Source organism: Rhizobium sp. BK538, from assembly GCF_014197575.1.
GTDB lineage: Bacteria > Pseudomonadota > Alphaproteobacteria > Rhizobiales > Rhizobiaceae > Rhizobium.
The window spans coordinates 106,870-122,566 of record NZ_JACIFT010000016.1 but is presented as its reverse complement, the minus strand read 5'-3'; the positions used below and the strand labels follow the sequence as shown (position 1 = coordinate 122,566).

Below are 15,697 nucleotides of genomic sequence, written 5' to 3'. Positions count from 1 at the left end.
TTCATCGATAGGCACGCTCAGACAACGCACGCATGCCGAGCCCAACCATCACTTCGTAAGCGATGCGACGCCGCATCGGATTGTGTAGCCGGATTGCCGTCGAGCCGAGGAACTCGGTCTCAAGGTGATCGAATGCCTTGAGCTCGGGTGAAGTCTTGACCGTGTGCGAATAAAATTCGTGGAATGTCTGGCGGCACACATAGGTCTTGTATTTCGTCAGGCAGAAAACGGAAAAGCGACCGGCCTCGGCGCGTAGGAAGTCAGTGACGCCGGCAGTGACCTCCGGCCAGGCCGGATTGAAGGTGTCGTCGAAAACGATGATCCCGTGCTCGGCAAGCGACGCGGCGGCAAGATGACTATCGGCCTCGACGTGATGCAGCATGTGGCCACCGTCGATGCTGAAGAAGCGGACCATGCCAGCCCTCTCGATAATGTCCCCGGGCCTGATCAGCGTGCTGTCGCTCTTGATGACGCATTCTGCATCCACGGAAAGGCCAAGTTGACGGCCGCCAGCCAGGAAACGTTCATACTGCGTCGCGCCATGATCGGGGTTCACGATATCGAAGGGATCGACAGCCACGATCTTCTCCGTCTCTCCGCAGATTTTCCGAAGCAAGAAATAGGATCGGCCGTAGTAGACACCAATCTCGGCTAAGCCACCTTGCAAGGATGCCGATTGCTGGGACCGCAAAACCGCAAGAAAGACCAGCGCATCAGGCGGATCAATATATCCTTCGATCGCCTGAAGATCATGGAATATAAACTTTCTGATCGATGAATTCATTGATTGCGCTTTCAGATTCACCACAGATATGCCAACGCAAACAATTCTTCGCAGAAACGGCGAACGGAAAGTCAATTCTATTCAAAATGACACATAAACTTTATCCATTAGTACGCTAAGTTGCATGCGTGATTGGAAACTAATGCCGATATTATAGTCAAATATGCTTCTTGACGAGCATTATTGAACAGTCACTCCGACCAAAAAGCTTCGCACGATCAATTTGCTAAGCCGTCGTCGATAAAAGGAGGGCGACGTCCGTTGCACCATCGTTTCGTTCTTTTTCTCGCCATCGACCTGCTCTATGTCTTCTCCATCCGAAACGAGAATTGAAGGTGGTGCATGGCAGGTGAAACGATTCTGGTCGTGGGCGGCGCTGGTTATATCGGCTCGCACACGTGTCTCGATCTTGCGAACAAGGGTTTCCAACCAGTCGTTTTCGACAATTTCTCCAACGGTCATCGCGAATTCGTAAAGTGGGGACCCGCTGAGGAAGGGGATATCCGGGATCGGGCCCGGCTCGACGAGGTTCTGGCCAAGCACAAACCAGCTGCCATCCTGCACTTTGCCGCCCTCATCGAGGTCGGCGAATCGGTCAAGGATCCGGTTGCCTTTTATGAAAACAACGTCATCGGCACGTTGACGCTGTTGGCTGCCGCGCAGGCTGCCGGCGTCAAGGCATTCGTTTTTTCGTCCACCTGCGCGACCTACGGTTTGCCGCAGAGCGTGCCGCTCGACGAGACGCACCGCCAGGTGCCAATCAATCCCTATGGCCGTACGAAGTACATCGTCGAGCAGGCGCTTGCCGACTACGACAAGTACACGGGCTTTCGATCTGTCGTACTTCGCTACTTCAACGCAGCAGGCGCCGATTTCGAAGGCCGGATCGGCGAGTGGCACCAGCCTGAAACCCACGCGATACCGCTCGCGATTGACGCCGCTCTGGGCCGCCGTGAAGGCTTCAAGGTATTCGGTACTGACTACGAGACACGCGACGGCACCTGCGTCCGCGACTACATCCACGTGCTCGACCTTGCCGATGCGCATGTCCGTGCCGTGGAGCATCTGCTGCGGGGTGGGGAGTCGATCGCGCTCAATCTCGGCACCGGCACGGGAACAACGGTGAAGGAGTTGCTCGGCGCCATCGAGCGCGTGTCCGAGCGGCCGTTTCCTGTAGAGTATGTCGGTCGCCGCGAGGGCGACTCGCACACGCTGGTTGCCAACAATGACAAGGCGCGGGAGATTCTCGGCTGGACACCACAATATGATTTGTCTCAAATCATCCGCTCGGCGTGGAACTGGCACGCGAAATCAAACCAGCACTGAAATGCATCATGACCGGTAGACCGAACATTCTCTTGATCACCGCGGACCAGTGGCGCGGTGATTGCCTGTCGGCGACCGTCCATGCCTGCGTCAAAACACCGAATGTGGATGCGCTGGCGGCAGAAGGCACATTGTTTACCCGCCACTACGCCGGCGCTGCACCTTGTTCACCAGCACGCGCCACGCTCTACACCGGCCTCTACCAGATGAACCACCGGGTCTGCCGGAACGGCTCACCCCTCGATGCCCGATTTGACAATCTGGCGATGGCGGCACGGCGGGCGGGCTATGATCCGACACTCTTCGGCTATACCGATACCGCGCCCGACCCGCGTGGCATGGACGCGAACGATCCGCATTTGACGACCTATGAAGGGTTGTTGCCCGGCTTTACGGCCCGGCAACTGCTTCCTGAGCATGAAAAACAATGGCTCTCCTGGTTGCGCGAGCGTGGACACACTGAAGCCTTTGACCGCGACATCCACATTCCCATCGGCGCGGACCGCGGCGAAATCTCGAACGCCGCAACAGCCTATTCGAAGAACGAGACGCAAACTGCATTTCTCGCAGGAGAGTTCATCCGCTGGCTGGGGGAGCAGGATTCGCCCTGGTTCGCACATATTTCATTCCTGCGTCCCCATCCGCCGTTTTCGGCGCCGTCTCCGTATAACGATCTGTTCGGCCCGGAGGACGGTCCGCAATTCGCCCGGGCGGAAAACCACGAAACGGAGCAGAGATCACACCCTTACCTGTCCTTTGCCATGCCGAGGGTAGGAAAGGGCAGCTTCATTTACGGCGCGACCGGAAAGGTAACCGACTGGCAGGCCAGCGAGTTCGCGGCGATCCGGGCCATTTATTATGGCATGATCGCGGAGGTCGACGCGCAGCTCGGGCGGATTTGGGACGCATTGAAAGATCACGGGACATGGGACAACACCCTAATCATCGTCACCTCTGATCACGCCGAGATGGCAGGCGATCACTGGACGTTCGGCAAAGGTGGCTTCTTCGATGGCAGCTATCATATCCCGCTTGTCATCCGCGACCCGCAAGCTGTCACGCGGGGCAGGGTGGTCGACCGGTTCACGTCTGCGGCAGATATCTTCCCGACACTTTGCGATCGCCTGAATATCGAACCTGAAAATAGCCTGGATGGTCAGTCCCTGCTGCCCTTCATGGAACAGGGGGAGGCGGGAAATTGGCGCGATGCAGCCTTCTGGGAGTTTGACTTCCGCGACGTCGCCACGCGCGAGCCCGAAGCTCATTTCGGCTTGGAATCAAACGAATGCAACCTTGCCGTGGTCAGAGATGAACGCTTTAAATACGTGCATTTCACGGCGCTTCCACCGCTCCTGTTCGATCTGCAGGCCGATCCGCAGGAATTGAACAACCTCGCGTCGGACCCAGCCTATCTGTCGACCCGGCTTTCCTATGCCGAGAAGCTGCTCTCGATGCGTGCCCGCCATCTGGATCAAACACTTGCCTTTACCGAACTTACGGAGAAAGGGCCGGTCAGGCGCCGGCCCTGATCTACATCAGGCGAGGCGTCCGAGATAATCCATCTTGCCGACTGGAACGCCCTGGTTGCGCAGGATCGCGTGTGCCGTCGCGAGGTGGAAGAAGAAGTTCGGCAGCGCGAAGGTCATGACATACTCATCGCCTCGAAACGTGATCTTGTTGCCGCCTGGTGAAAGGGTGATTTCCCGCGTTTCCGTGCCGTCGAGCGCAGCCGGCGCGACGGTCCCCAGGTAGGCTTCCGTCTTGGCCACACGCTCGCGCAACTCGGCGATCGTCGCTTCATTGTCCTCGAATTTCGGCGCATCGATACCGGTCAGCCGTGCAATCGCCAATTTGGCGCTGTCGGTCGCGCGCTGAAACTGACCCGAGAACGGTAGCATGTCTGAAGATAGCCGTGCGGCGACGAGATCCGCACTATCGATACCCTTTTCCTTTGCGAAGGCCTCGGCTTTGTCGAGATAAGTCTTCAGCGTTTCAAGGCCGCGCTGAAAAACGGGAACTGTTAGTCGGTACATCGAGATGGGCATTAATTTCTCCCTGGAAGGCAGCGAAACTGCGGCCGTCAACGCATCTATATAGTCCGCGGAATCGCGCGTTTCAGCGCCTACCCGAGCGCCTTCGCGAAATTTCTGCAAAGCGGCCACGACCTCATCAATGAAATAGACTTGACGCCCTTAATAGAAAATGGAATGAATATTCCGAGATGCAGATTTTACGGTTCGTTTATTCCGTTTCTGAGCGGACGGCCAGCGGGAGATGGCCCACAGGGACCAAAATACTGGCTTTTGGGCATGGCCCAGGGCTCCGGCGTGAGGAGGGTGCAGCCGGACACCGCTTTGTGGAGGAAAGAAAATGAAGAAATTTATCATGGGCACTGCCATGGCGCTCGTCTTGTCGACGGCCGCTCACGCTGAAACTGTCGGTGTCTCGATGGCATTGTTCGACGATAACTTCCTGACCGTTCTGCGCAACGGCATGCAGGATTATGCCAAGACGTTGAACGGCGTAACGCTTCAGGTTGAAGACGCGCAGAACGATGTCGCCAAGCAGCAGAGCCAGATCCAGAACTTTATCGCATCCAAGGTTGACGCAATCGTCGTCAACCCAGTCGACACCGACGCGACGGCCGCCATGTCGAAGCTTGCCGCCGCCGCCGGCATTCCACTTGTTTACGTCAACCGCGAGCCGGTCAACGTCGACAGCCTTCCGGACAAGCAAGCCTTCGTTGCTTCGAACGAGCAGGAATCCGGCACGCTGGAAACCAAGGAAGTTTGCCGCCTCCTCGGCGGCAAGGGCAAAGCCGTCGTAATGATGGGCGAGCTTTCCAACCAGGCCGCGCGCATGCGCACCAAGGACGTTCACGATGTCGTTGCGACCGACGAATGCAAAGGCATCCAGATCATTGAGGAGCAGACCGCCAATTGGTCGCGTACGCAAGGCTCCGACCTCTTGACCAACTGGCTTTCCAGCGGCCTCGAGTTCGACGCGGTCATTTCGAACAACGACGAAATGGCGATTGGCGCCATTCAGGCACTCAAGGCAGCCGGCAAAGATCTCAGCAAGATCGTGATCGGCGGCGTTGACGCTACCCAGGACGCACTTGCCGCGATGCAGGCAGGCGACCTCGACGTGACGGTCTTCCAGGATGCGGCCGGGCAGGGCAAGGGCGCGCTCGATGCGGCCCTGAAGCTCGCGAAGGGCGAAAAGGTGGAGAAGAAGGTTTACATTCCTTTCCAGCTCGTCACGCCTGAAAACGTCAAGAACTTCATCGCGAAGAACTAACGTTCGGAAAAACGGGATGCGGGACCTAGTTCCGCATCCCTTGCTTCAATCCGTGTCCGGGAGGAGATGAGATGGTTGTCAGCCCGTCTACAATGGCTGCAGTGCGTCAGAGCGGCGCTGTTCCGAATGCGGAATACCTGCTGAGCGCCGAGGGCGTGCGCAAGGAGTTTCCAGGCGTCGTCGCCCTCGATGACGTCCAGTTCCAGCTGAAGCGCGGCACCGTGCACGCTTTGATGGGCGAAAATGGCGCCGGCAAGTCGACGCTGATGAAAATCCTGGCCGGCATCTACATCCCCGACAAAGGCGAGGTGCGCCTGAAGGGTGTGGAGATTCAGCTCAAATCACCGCTGGATGCCCTCGAAAACGGCATCGCGATGATTCATCAGGAGCTGAACCTGATGCCTTTTATGACCGTCGCCGAGAACATCTGGATCCGTCGCGAGCCGAAGAACAAGTTCGGCTTTGTCGATCATGCGGCAATGTTTCGCCAGACGGACGAGCTGTTTCGCCGGCTGAACATCGACATCGACCCGGAAATCCAGGTCCGTGACCTTTCGGTTGCCAACCGGCAGATGGTCGAAATCGCCAAGGCGGTCTCCTACAATTCCGACGTCCTCATCATGGACGAGCCGACATCGGCGCTGACCGAGCGCGAGGTCGAGCATCTCTTCCGGATCATTCGCGACCTCAGGGCGCAGGGCATCGGCATCGTCTACATCACGCACAAGATGAACGAGCTGTTCGAGATTGCCGACGAGTTCTCGGTGTTTCGCGACGGACGCTACATCGGCACCCATGCCTCGACGGACGTCACCCGAGACGACATCATTCGCATGATGGTCGGTCGCGAAATCACCCAGATGTTCCCGAAAGAGGAGGTGCCGATCGGCGACGTCGTTCTCTCGGTGAAGAACCTCTCGCTGAACAATGTCTTCCATGACGTATCTTTCGATGTCCGATCCGGCGAGATCCTCGGCGTTGCCGGGCTTGTGGGATCGGGCAGATCGAATGTCGCAGAAGCATTGTTCGGCGTAACGCCGGCGACATCAGGCACGATCGAGCTGTTCGGCAATAAGACGGACATCTCCTCGCCGACCGTCGCGATCCGGAACCATATGGCGTTCCTGACCGAAGATCGCAAAGATACAGGCTGTCTGCTGATCCTCAACGTTCTCGAAAACATGCAGATCGCGGTTCTCCAGGACAGGTTCGTCAAGGGGGGCTTTGTGCAGGAAAGCGCGATCGAGGCGACCTGCGAAGACATGGCCAAGAAGCTCCGCGTAAAGACGCCCAATCTTGACGAGCGCGTGGAAAACCTTTCCGGCGGCAACCAACAGAAAGTCCTGATCGGTCGCTGGCTACTAACAAATCCGAAGATTCTCATTCTCGACGAGCCAACGCGTGGCATCGATGTCGGCGCCAAGGCTGAAATCCATCGCCTGGTGACGGAGATGGCGAGAAATGGAGTGGCAGTGATCATGATCTCGTCGGAAATGCCGGAGGTACTGGGCATGAGCGACCGCATCATGGTGATGCATGAAGGACGTGTAACCGGATTTCTCAATCGTGACGAAGCAACGCAGATCAAGGTGATGGAGCTTGCCGCGCAGTGATGCGTGGCCTCCAGCAACCCGAAGGGAGGCTAACATGAACACCAACGCAGCTGAGGCGGCAGCCCCACTTGCAACGCGCGCCCGGCGGCGGCGAGTCCCGCCGGAACTCAACATTTTCCTCGTCCTGATCGGTATTGCGCTCATCTACGAAGTGCTCGGCTGGATTTTTGTCGGCCAAAGCTTCCTGTTCAATTCCCAGCGCCTGACGATCATGATCCTGCAGGTCGCCGTCATCGGCATCATCGCGGTTGGCGTGACGCAAGTCATTATCACCGGCGGCATTGACCTCTCTTCCGGTTCCGTCGTCGGCATGACGGCGATGATCGCGGCGAGCTTCGCACAGGCGTCCACCTGGCCAAGAGCACTCTATCCTTCGTTGACCGATCTGCCGTTCTTCATCCCGATTGGTGTCGGTCTTCTCATCGGCCTCGCGGCCGGCTTCATAAACGGGCAGCTGATCGCAAGGACTAAGATCCCGCCGTTCATCGCCACGCTTGGTATGATGGTCTCGGCACGCGGCATTTCGAAGTGGTACACCAAGGGCCAGCCGGTTTCGGGGCTCACCGATCAGTTCAATTTCATCGGTACCGGCATTTGGCCCGTCGTCGTCTTTCTCGTCGTCGCGCTGATCTTCCACATTGCGCTGCGCTATACCCGCTACGGCAAGTTCACCTATGCGATCGGTGCCAACGTTCAGGCTGCGCGTGTTTCTGGCATTAACATCGAAGCCCACCTGATCAAGGTTTACGCGATTGCCGGCCTCCTGGCAGGTCTTGCCGGCGTCGTCACGGCGGCGCGCGCCCAGACCGCGCAGGCCGGCATGGGTGTCATGTACGAACTCGACGCGATTGCCGCGACCGTTATCGGCGGCACCTCTCTGACCGGTGGTGTCGGTCGCATTACTGGCACGGTCATCGGCACGATCATTCTGGGTGTGATGACCTCGGGCTTCACCTTCCTCAGGGTCGACGCCTACTACCAGGAAATCGTCAAGGGGCTGATCATCGTTGCCGCTGTCGTCATCGACGTCTACCGGCAGAAGAAACGCGCCAAGCACTGACGAAAGCACCTCGGAACGGGAGCCTCGGCTCCCGTTTTCCGTTTCCGCTACCCGTTGATGCGGAACAGCAAAATTTCTGAAAAAAAGGGTAGCGTATTCCACCAGCTTTTCTATTCTGCGCTCTTCATATCGCCCGCCCGGGCACACAGGAACGCAGATGCAATTCGTATTTGACGGCCATAACGACGTCCTCCTCCGGCTTTGGACACATGAACGGGACGGTGGCGATCCAGTCGCCGAATTTGCAAACGGAACAGATCTAGGCCACATCGATGCTCCGCGTGCCAAGGCTGGCGGGCTGGCCGGCGGCCTTTGCGCAATTTACGTGCCCTCAGGCGATCTCGTTTTTGCGGATCCCGACAAGAACGGCCACTACGTCACCCCGCTCGCCGCCCCGCTCGAACCGCTGCCCTCCCTCAGAATCGCCACGGAAATGGCCGCGATCGCCCTTCGCCTGGACAAAGCGGGCGCGTGGCGGCTTTGCCGCACGCTAAAGGACATTCGCCAAGCGATGGCCGATGGCGTTTTCGCGGCAGTGATGCATATGGAAGGTTGCGAAGCCATCGGCCCCGACCTGGCGGTGCTGGAGGTATTCTATGCCGCTGGCTTGCGATCGCTGGGACCGGTTTGGAGCCGCCACAATATCTTTGGCCACGGCGTGCCCTTCGCCTTCCCGATGTCACCGGACACGGCTCCGGGGCTGACTGATGCGGGGTTTGCCCTCGTGCGCGAATGCAACAGGCTCGGCATCCTGATTGATCTTGCGCATATCACCGAAAAGGGCTTCTGGGATATCGCGAAGACAACAGATCAGCCGCTGGTGGCAAGCCACTCCAACGTTCATGAACTGACGCCGGTCGCTCGCAACCTCACCGACAAACAGCTCGACGCCATCAGGGAAACCCGGGGTCTCGTCGGCGTGAATTATGCGACCGCGATGCTGCGCAGTGACGGTCGCTCCGATGGCGATACGCCGTTGAGCGACATGGTGCGCCATATCGACTATCTCGTCGAGCGTGTCGGCATCGACTGCGTGGCGCTCGGCTCAGACTTTGACGGCGCGACCATACCCGACGAAATAGGGGATGCTGCGGGTAACCAGAAGCTAATTGCCGCGCTCCAGCGCGCTGGCTATGGTGCAGGAGATCTCGAAAAATTGGCCAGAGGGAACTGGCTGAGAATTCTGGCCTCGGCGTGGGGAGAAGAGGACGCCTAGGCCAGCTACTTTGTATTGAAATGAAAAAACAAGGGAACAAAGCCATGATAGTCAGCAAATTTAACCGCACTTTCCGCCTGCTTTCGGCAGGCGCCGCTCTGTCGATCATGATGGCGGCTGCACCGGTAGCCTTCGCGGAAACGCCGAAGGACACGCTGGTCGAAGGCTTCGCCATCGACGACATCATCACCATGGACCCCGGCGAGGCTTTCGAACTGTCGACGGCTGAAGTCACGAGCAACACCTACAGCCTGCTCGTCCGTCTCGACATGGGTGACACGTCGAAGGTCAAGGGCGATCTCGCCGACAGCTGGACCGTGTCCGACGATGGTCTGACCTACACCTTCAAGCTGAAACCCGGCATGAAGTTCGCCTCCGGCAATCCGATCACCGCCGAAGATGTTGCCTGGTCCTTCGAGCGCGCTGTCAAGCTCGACAAGAGCCCGGCCTTCATCATCACTCAGTTCGGCATCAATGGTGACAACGTCACCGAAAAGGCAAAGGCAACGGATGAAAACACCTTCGTCTTCACCGTCGATAAGCCCTATGCGCCAAGCTTCGTACTGAACTGCCTGACGGCAACTGTTGCTTCGGTCGTCGACAAGAAGCTGGTCCTCGATCACGTCAAGTCCGTGACGCCGAGCGCCGATTACAAGTACGACAACGACTTCGGCAACGAATGGCTGAAGACGGGCTATGCCGGCTCCGGCGCCTTCAAGCTGCGTGAGTGGCGTGCCAACGAAGTTGTCGTGATGGAACGCAACGACAATTACTATGGCGACAAGGCGAAGCTCAACCGCGTCATCTATCGCTTTATGAAGGAAAGTTCGGCGCAGCGCCTGGCGCTGGAAGCCGGTGATATCGACATCGCGCGCAACCTGGAGCCCGGCGATCTGGATGCAGTCTCCAAGAATGCCGACCTGACGACCGTCAATGCTCCAAAGGGCACCGTCTACTACGTCAGCCTCAACTCCAAGAACGAGAACCTGAAGAAGCCGGAAGTCCAGGAGGCCTTCAAATATCTCGTCGACTATGACGCGATCGGCTCGACGCTGATCAAGGGCATCGGCGAAATCCACCAGACCTTCCTGCCAAAGGGCCAGCTCGGTGCGCTCGATGAAAATCCCTACAAGCTCGATGTCGCCAAGGCCAAGGAACTTTTGGAAAAGGCCGGGCTGAAAGACGGCTTCTCGGTGACGATGGATGTTCGCAATACGCAGCCAATAACGGGTATTGCCGAGTCCATGCAGCAGTCGCTGGCTCAAGCCGGCATCAAGATGGAGATTATCCCCGGCGACGGCAAGCAGACACTGACGAAGTACCGCGCACGCACGCACGACATGTATATCGGTCAGTGGGGTTCGGATTATTTCGACCCGAATTCGAACGCCGATACGTTCACCAGCAATCCGAATAATTCGGATGCTGGCACTGTCAAGACGCTCGCCTGGCGCAACACGTGGGAAGCGCCGGAACTCGACAAGGAAACGAAGGCCGCCCTGCTGGAGCGTGACGGCGCCAAGCGTGCTGCCATGTATGAGGACATTCAGAAGAAGTTCCTGGCAAACAGCCCCTTCGTGATCATCTTCCAGCAGATCGAAGTCGCAGGCGCTCGCAAGAGCCTGAAGGACTTCAAACTCGGCCCGAGCTTCGACACCAACTATGTCGGACCGATCGGCAAGGAATAATCCGGCAGGATTGATCCGTTGAGCAACGTTGAAACAAAAATGGAGGCACGGCCCAAACAGGGCCGTGCTGTTCCTATTGCCAAGGCAGCCGGGCGATTTCTTGTCGCCGCCGTCACGACTTATCTTGGCCTATTGGCCGTGACTTTCTTCATCGGCCGCGTCGTACCGATTGATCCAGTCCTTGCGATTCTCGGCGACCGCGCTCCGGCCCATGTTGTCGAGCGCGTCCGTCGCGAGCTCGGTTTCGACCTGCCGCTCTACCAGCAGTTCTACATCTATCTGAAAAGCATTCTCTCAGGTGACTTCGGGACCTCCGTGCTGACCACCAATCCCGTCATGGTCGACATCAGGCGCGTTTTCCCCGCGACGATCGAGCTCGCGACGCTCGGGACCATCATCGGCTCGCTCGTCGGTGTTCCGCTCGGCGTGCTCGCGGCTGTCAAGCGAGGCAGTATTGCCGATCAGATCGTCCGTGTCATCGGGCTGATTGGTTATTCGGTGCCTATATTCTGGCTTGCGCTGATCTCGCTCGTCATCTTCTACGCGCAGCTCCGCTGGGTAGCTTTCCCCGGCCGCATCGACATCGTCTTTGAGTACAGCTTTACGCCGGTGACCGGCTTCTATCTGCTCGACAGCGCCATGCAGGGGCAGTGGGACGTCTTCTATGACGTTTTCCGCCACATCATCCTGCCCGCCTCGCTGCTCGGTTATTTCTCACTGGCCTACATCAGCCGCATGACCCGCAGCTTCATGCTCAATGAACTGAGCCAGGAATATGTGGTAGCGGCACGCGCCAAGGGACTTTCGGAAACTCGGGTCATCTGGGGTCACGCACTGCGAAATGCCGCCGTGCCGCTCGTCACCGTCATCGCGCTTTCGTATGCCGGCTTGCTTGAGGGTTCAGTTCTCACCGAGACGGTTTTTTCCTGGCCGGGCATAGGGCTCTACATCACCAATTCCCTCCAGAACGCGGATATGAACGCCGTCCTCGGTGGCACCATCATCATTGGCACGGTCTTCATCGGCATCAATCTTCTGTCCGACCTTCTCTATCGGACGCTTGACCCTAGGACGCGAAGCCGATGACGGTCCCTGCAAATCAATCAGCGCCGCTGAGCCGCCGCGAGTGGCTGCTCTCCGATCGGCCGCAGTCGCGCACGCAAGCGCGATTGGGCCGAGTCTACGTGACCTGGCGCCAGTTCACCGCAAACCGCCTGGCCGTCGTCGGTCTCGTGATCATCATCGCCCTCCTGTTCGTGGCTACCTTTGCGAACCTTCTCGCAACCCATTCGCCCATTGTTGGCGACCTAAAGAATGCGCGGCTGCTGCCGCCTGGCGCTGAGGGCTACTGGCTGGGCACGGACGACCAGGGTCGCGATATCTATTCCCGCCTCATCTATGGTTCCCGATTGACGCTGCTCGTCGTCGTTCTCGTCGCAGCCATCTCGGCGCCGATCGGGCTGATCGTTGGAACAGTGTCGGGTTACGCCGGCGGCTGGGTCGATGCGACGCTGATGCGCATCACCGATATCTTCCTCGCCTTCCCCAAGCTGGTTCTGGCCCTCGCCTTCGTCGCGGCTCTCGGACCTGGCATCCAGAACGCGATCATCGCGATTGCGATCACCTCCTGGCCGCCCTACGCTCGTATTGCGCGTGCGGAGACGCTGACAGTGCGACGCTCCGACTATATCTCTGCAGTCAAGCTGATGGGCGCATCGCCCCTGCGGATCGTGGTCCGGCACGTCATGCCACTTTGCCTTTCTTCGCTCATCGTGCGCGTGACGCTCGACATGGCTGGGATCATCCTGACGGCGGCCGGTCTCGGCTTCCTCGGTCTCGGCGCGCAGCCGCCGCTTCCCGAATGGGGCGCGATGATCGCGTCTGGCCGGCGTTTCATCCTGGATCAGTGGTGGGTGGCGGCCATGCCGGGTTTTGCCATCCTGATCGTCAGCCTCGGCTTCAATCTGCTCGGCGACGGCTTGCGCGACGCGCTCGACCCCAGGGAGAGCGGCCAATGACCGAGCTCCTCACCGTTCAAAACCTCAAAGTCAGCTACCCCACGCGCACGGGCGTCATCGAAGCCGTCCGCGGCGTCTCGTTTACGCTTGGCAAGGAACGCCTCGGCATCGTCGGTGAATCCGGCTCAGGCAAGTCTCAGACCGGGCGCGCCGTTATGGGCTTGACCCCGAAGCACGGCATCGTTTCAGCCGACAAGCTCGATTTCAACGGCATTGATCTTCTCGCCGCATCCGCCAAGCAGCGCCGGCAATTGCGCGGCAAACGCATCGCGATGGTCCTGCAGGATCCGAAATATTCGCTCGATCCCGTCATGTCGATCGGCCGACAGATCTGCGAAACGCTGAGGACCCATGAGAAAGTCGGCAAGGCGGAGGCGCGCGATCGCGCTCTCGCCATGTTGGAGGCCGTGCAGATCCGCGACCCCGCGCGGGTATTCGACCTCTATCCGCACGAGGTCTCGGGCGGCATGGGCCAGCGCGCGATGATCGCCATGATGCTGATCGCCGATCCGGAGTTGCTGATCGCCGACGAACCGACCTCCGCACTGGATGTCACGGTCCAGCTTGATGTTCTCAGGATCATGGACCAGCTCGTGTCGGAACGCGGCATGGGGCTGATCTTCGTATCCCACGACCTGCGCCTGGTTTCGTCCTTCTGCGACCGTGTCATCGTTATGTATGCCGGCAAGGTTGTCGAAGAACTCAAGGCATCGGAGCTCAAGAATGCGTGCCACCCCTACACGCAGGGCCTATTGAACTGCATGCCCCAAATTGGAGAAAGCAGGCATCCGCTGCCGGTTCTCGATCGCAAGCCGGAGTGGGGAGCATGAGCATCGCACTTTCAGTCGACAAGCTGAGCGTGACCTATGATCACTTCCGTGCGTTAAAGGACGTCAGCGTTGATATCGAGACCGGCGAGTCATTCGGCCTGGTCGGCGAGTCCGGATCGGGGAAGTCGACCCTGCTGCGTGCCGTTGCCGGCCTGGCACCGGTGGCAGGCGGCTCGATCAAGATCCATAGCGATCCCCTCGTTGGTGCGAAACGATCCAAGGCCTTTTACAGACAGGTGCAGATGGTCTTCCAGGATCCTTATGGATCCCTGCATCCTCGCCAGACCATAGATCGCCTCCTACTCGAGCCGCTGGCGATACACGGCATCAGCGACAGTGACATGCGGATCGCCCGAGCCCTCGACGAAGTCGGGCTTGGAAATGGCTTCCGTTTCCGTTACCCGCATCAGCTTTCGGGCGGTCAGCGTCAACGCGTGGCAATTGCCCGGGCATTGATCGTCGAGCCGTCCATCCTCTTGCTTGATGAGCCGACCTCGGCCCTTGACGCTTCAGTGCAAGCGGAGGTTCTGAACCTCCTCGAACAGGTGCGGCGAGATCGCAAGCTGACCTTCGTTATGGTCAGCCATGATCTCGGCGTCGTCACCCACATGTGCGGTCGCCTGGCCGTGATGCGAAACGGGGCCGTCGTCGAGCGACTGACTTCAGCGCAGCTTGCGCAGGCAGCCGTGACAGAGGACTACACGCGAAATTTGATGGTTGCCAGTAAGGGTTTCGTCAAAGCTTGAAGGGCAATCCTTCCAACGATTTGATTTCACTGAGGCTCGTTGGGCCTCAGCCTTAATAATCCACTAAAACACGACCATTCGACTAGACTATTGACACTTGCCTTACTTCTGTCATGATCCGGTTAACGCCCGTTAATTTTCGTGATCATGGAGATCCGGCATGTTTTTTCTTGGCGGCATGACCATGGGATATCTGCAGCCATCGGCCAAGATCGATAGAGAAGCTGCACCCTCGACATCCATTCCCGCAGAGAAAGGCCGGCGACTCCTGGAAACACCGGAAGCAACGGTCAGGTGCCGCCAAGGTGCCGGAGACGATCGTTCGTTGCTCTGGGCGTGGCGAATTCTCGTGTAATCGCCGAAGGACGGATTTTTTAACGTCCCCTGGCAGGACAGAATTTTATCTCTACCTATTAGATAGAGAAAATACGAAAACACGCTCTAACAAAAGAAGCGCGGAGAAACGGAGGCAGCACATGGCAGACTTGGGTATCTCGCATGCTCATGTGAATCAATATGGTTCCGTCCAGACCAAGAAGCCGGTCACGACACGCAGCAAGATTCAGCTTGTCGTTCACGCAACGCTTGTCACGGCGGCATTTCTTTTCGTCACAGCCCTCGTCTTTGGCATCGTAGGATAAGCCAAAGAACACGTAGTGTCGCGGCCGTCGAGAGATGCCGCGTCGGAGCCACGTTTTATTCTCTCATCACATTCATTGTGAAACCGAGAATGAAGATAAAAGGGATTCTGGGATATTCCGATCCCGGTGATTATCCTGCTCCATCTCTTCCATGCAGTCTAAGATTACGGTTGGTTGCCGGTATAGAAAAGGTGCGTCGATTTCGACGCGCCTTTTCTATTGGCTGAACCCGGCCTGGGGGCTCCAACGGAACCAATAGGGCGACCTCCCGTTATTTCGTCAGCAAAGACAAAGGAGATCGCCATGCTTTATTATGCACTCGTATTTCTCGTTGTAGCGCTGATTGCCGGGGTTTTGGGCTTTGGCGGCATTGCAGGTGCTTCCGCGTCGATCGCACAGGTTCTTTTCTTCCTGTTCCTGATCCTGTTTGTCGTCTCGCTGGTTATGCGCCTCATGCGACGCGCTTGACAAAAAA

16 protein-coding genes are annotated in these 15,697 nt (G+C 58.1%); 14 read left to right on the top strand and 2 right to left on the bottom strand.

The window, feature by feature from the left end; genetic code table 11:
* Window position 1: 1 nt before the first annotated feature.
* Window positions 2-784, bottom strand: a complete 783-nt coding sequence (locus tag FHX09_RS20530; RefSeq protein ID WP_132592422.1) for a class I SAM-dependent methyltransferase — start codon at window positions 782-784, stop codon at window positions 2-4.
* Between the two features lie 342 nt (window positions 785-1,126).
* Here FHX09_RS20530 and galE point away from each other — a divergent pair, with 342 nt between their 5' ends.
* Both galE and FHX09_RS20520 read left to right on the top strand, forming a co-directional pair.
* Window positions 1,127-2,110 (top strand): UDP-glucose 4-epimerase GalE, encoded by a 984-nt coding sequence (gene galE, locus FHX09_RS20525; protein WP_184450549.1) that lies wholly within the window; start codon window positions 1,127-1,129, stop codon window positions 2,108-2,110.
* 8 nt (window positions 2,111-2,118) lie between these two features.
* Window positions 2,119-3,639 (top strand): alkaline phosphatase family protein, encoded by a 1,521-nt coding sequence (locus FHX09_RS20520; RefSeq protein ID WP_132592430.1) that lies wholly within the window; start codon window positions 2,119-2,121, stop codon window positions 3,637-3,639.
* 6 nt (window positions 3,640-3,645) lie between these two features.
* Here the strand turns inward: FHX09_RS20520 and FHX09_RS20515 are convergent, their stop codons facing one another.
* Window positions 3,646-4,155 carry a DUF1993 domain-containing protein gene (locus FHX09_RS20515; RefSeq protein ID WP_007798235.1) on the bottom strand — a complete coding sequence of 170 codons (510 nt, stop codon included), beginning with the start codon at window positions 4,153-4,155 and terminating at the stop codon, window positions 3,646-3,648.
* Between the two features lie 325 nt (window positions 4,156-4,480).
* Here FHX09_RS20515 and FHX09_RS20510 point away from each other — a divergent pair, with 325 nt between their 5' ends.
* The 12 genes from FHX09_RS20510 (at window position 4,481) to FHX09_RS20455 (ending at window position 15,690) form a co-directional block, all read left to right on the top strand.
* Window positions 4,481-5,410: a sugar ABC transporter substrate-binding protein gene (locus FHX09_RS20510; protein ID WP_132592420.1), complete on the top strand. Its 930-nt coding sequence runs from the start codon at window positions 4,481-4,483 to the stop codon at window positions 5,408-5,410.
* 71 nt (window positions 5,411-5,481) lie between these two features.
* On the top strand, window positions 5,482-7,023 hold the full coding sequence (locus FHX09_RS20505; RefSeq protein ID WP_007798231.1) for a sugar ABC transporter ATP-binding protein: 1,542 nt from the start codon (window positions 5,482-5,484) through the stop codon (window positions 7,021-7,023).
* Window positions 7,024-7,057: 34 nt separating this feature from the next.
* Window positions 7,058-8,083 (top strand): ABC transporter permease, encoded by a 1,026-nt coding sequence (locus tag FHX09_RS20500; RefSeq protein ID WP_007798229.1) that lies wholly within the window; start codon window positions 7,058-7,060, stop codon window positions 8,081-8,083.
* A gap of 157 nt (window positions 8,084-8,240) precedes the next feature.
* Entirely contained in the window at window positions 8,241-9,299 is a 1,059-nt protein-coding gene (locus tag FHX09_RS20495; RefSeq protein WP_132592418.1) for a dipeptidase, read from the top strand.
* Window positions 9,300-9,343: 44 nt separating this feature from the next.
* Window positions 9,344-10,987 carry an ABC transporter substrate-binding protein gene (locus tag FHX09_RS20490; RefSeq protein WP_007798226.1) on the top strand — a complete coding sequence of 548 codons (1,644 nt, stop codon included), beginning with the start codon at window positions 9,344-9,346 and terminating at the stop codon, window positions 10,985-10,987.
* 18 nt (window positions 10,988-11,005) lie between these two features.
* Complete coding sequence (locus FHX09_RS20485; protein WP_183719767.1) at window positions 11,006-12,073, top strand: ABC transporter permease; 1,068 nt, start codon at window positions 11,006-11,008, stop codon at window positions 12,071-12,073.
* A complete protein-coding gene (locus tag FHX09_RS20480; protein ID WP_132592416.1) occupies window positions 12,070-13,005 on the top strand; it encodes an ABC transporter permease in 936 nt (311 codons plus the stop codon). Before FHX09_RS20485 ends, FHX09_RS20480 begins: the two co-directional genes overlap by 4 nt.
* Window positions 13,002-13,835, top strand: a complete 834-nt coding sequence (locus FHX09_RS20475) for an ABC transporter ATP-binding protein (protein WP_132592414.1) — start codon at window positions 13,002-13,004, stop codon at window positions 13,833-13,835. Before FHX09_RS20480 ends, FHX09_RS20475 begins: the two co-directional genes overlap by 4 nt.
* Complete coding sequence (locus tag FHX09_RS20470) at window positions 13,832-14,581, top strand: ABC transporter ATP-binding protein (RefSeq protein ID WP_007798219.1); 750 nt, start codon at window positions 13,832-13,834, stop codon at window positions 14,579-14,581. Before FHX09_RS20475 ends, FHX09_RS20470 begins: the two co-directional genes overlap by 4 nt.
* Window positions 14,582-14,741: 160 nt before the next feature.
* Window positions 14,742-14,936 (top strand): hypothetical protein, encoded by a 195-nt coding sequence (locus FHX09_RS20465; protein ID WP_183719765.1) that lies wholly within the window; start codon window positions 14,742-14,744, stop codon window positions 14,934-14,936.
* 121 nt (window positions 14,937-15,057) lie between these two features.
* On the top strand, window positions 15,058-15,222 hold the full coding sequence (locus FHX09_RS20460; RefSeq protein WP_007798215.1) for a hypothetical protein: 165 nt from the start codon (window positions 15,058-15,060) through the stop codon (window positions 15,220-15,222).
* A 303-nt stretch (window positions 15,223-15,525) separates the two neighbouring features.
* On the top strand, window positions 15,526-15,690 hold the full coding sequence (locus FHX09_RS20455; RefSeq protein ID WP_007798213.1) for a DUF1328 domain-containing protein: 165 nt from the start codon (window positions 15,526-15,528) through the stop codon (window positions 15,688-15,690).
* Window positions 15,691-15,697: the final 7 nt, after the last annotated feature.

Coding starts and splice junctions, on each gene's coding strand:
- FHX09_RS20530 (WP_132592422.1), bottom strand. CDS start 784: ATGAATTCATCGATCAGAAAGTTTATATTCCATGATCTTCAGGCGATC.
- galE (WP_184450549.1), top strand. CDS start 1,127: ATGGCAGGTGAAACGATTCTGGTCGTGGGCGGCGCTGGTTATATCGGC.
- FHX09_RS20520 (WP_132592430.1), top strand. CDS start 2,119: ATGACCGGTAGACCGAACATTCTCTTGATCACCGCGGACCAGTGGCGC.
- FHX09_RS20515 (WP_007798235.1), bottom strand. CDS start 4,155: ATGCCCATCTCGATGTACCGACTAACAGTTCCCGTTTTTCAGCGCGGC.
- FHX09_RS20510 (WP_132592420.1), top strand. CDS start 4,481: ATGAAGAAATTTATCATGGGCACTGCCATGGCGCTCGTCTTGTCGACG.
- FHX09_RS20505 (WP_007798231.1), top strand. CDS start 5,482: ATGGTTGTCAGCCCGTCTACAATGGCTGCAGTGCGTCAGAGCGGCGCT.
- FHX09_RS20500 (WP_007798229.1), top strand. CDS start 7,058: ATGAACACCAACGCAGCTGAGGCGGCAGCCCCACTTGCAACGCGCGCC.
- FHX09_RS20495 (WP_132592418.1), top strand. CDS start 8,241: ATGCAATTCGTATTTGACGGCCATAACGACGTCCTCCTCCGGCTTTGG.
- FHX09_RS20490 (WP_007798226.1), top strand. CDS start 9,344: ATGATAGTCAGCAAATTTAACCGCACTTTCCGCCTGCTTTCGGCAGGC.
- FHX09_RS20480 (WP_132592416.1), top strand. CDS start 12,070: ATGACGGTCCCTGCAAATCAATCAGCGCCGCTGAGCCGCCGCGAGTGG.
- FHX09_RS20475 (WP_132592414.1), top strand. CDS start 13,002: ATGACCGAGCTCCTCACCGTTCAAAACCTCAAAGTCAGCTACCCCACG.
- FHX09_RS20470 (WP_007798219.1), top strand. CDS start 13,832: ATGAGCATCGCACTTTCAGTCGACAAGCTGAGCGTGACCTATGATCAC.
- FHX09_RS20465 (WP_183719765.1), top strand. CDS start 14,742: ATGTTTTTTCTTGGCGGCATGACCATGGGATATCTGCAGCCATCGGCC.
- FHX09_RS20460 (WP_007798215.1), top strand. CDS start 15,058: ATGGCAGACTTGGGTATCTCGCATGCTCATGTGAATCAATATGGTTCC.
- FHX09_RS20455 (WP_007798213.1), top strand. CDS start 15,526: ATGCTTTATTATGCACTCGTATTTCTCGTTGTAGCGCTGATTGCCGGG.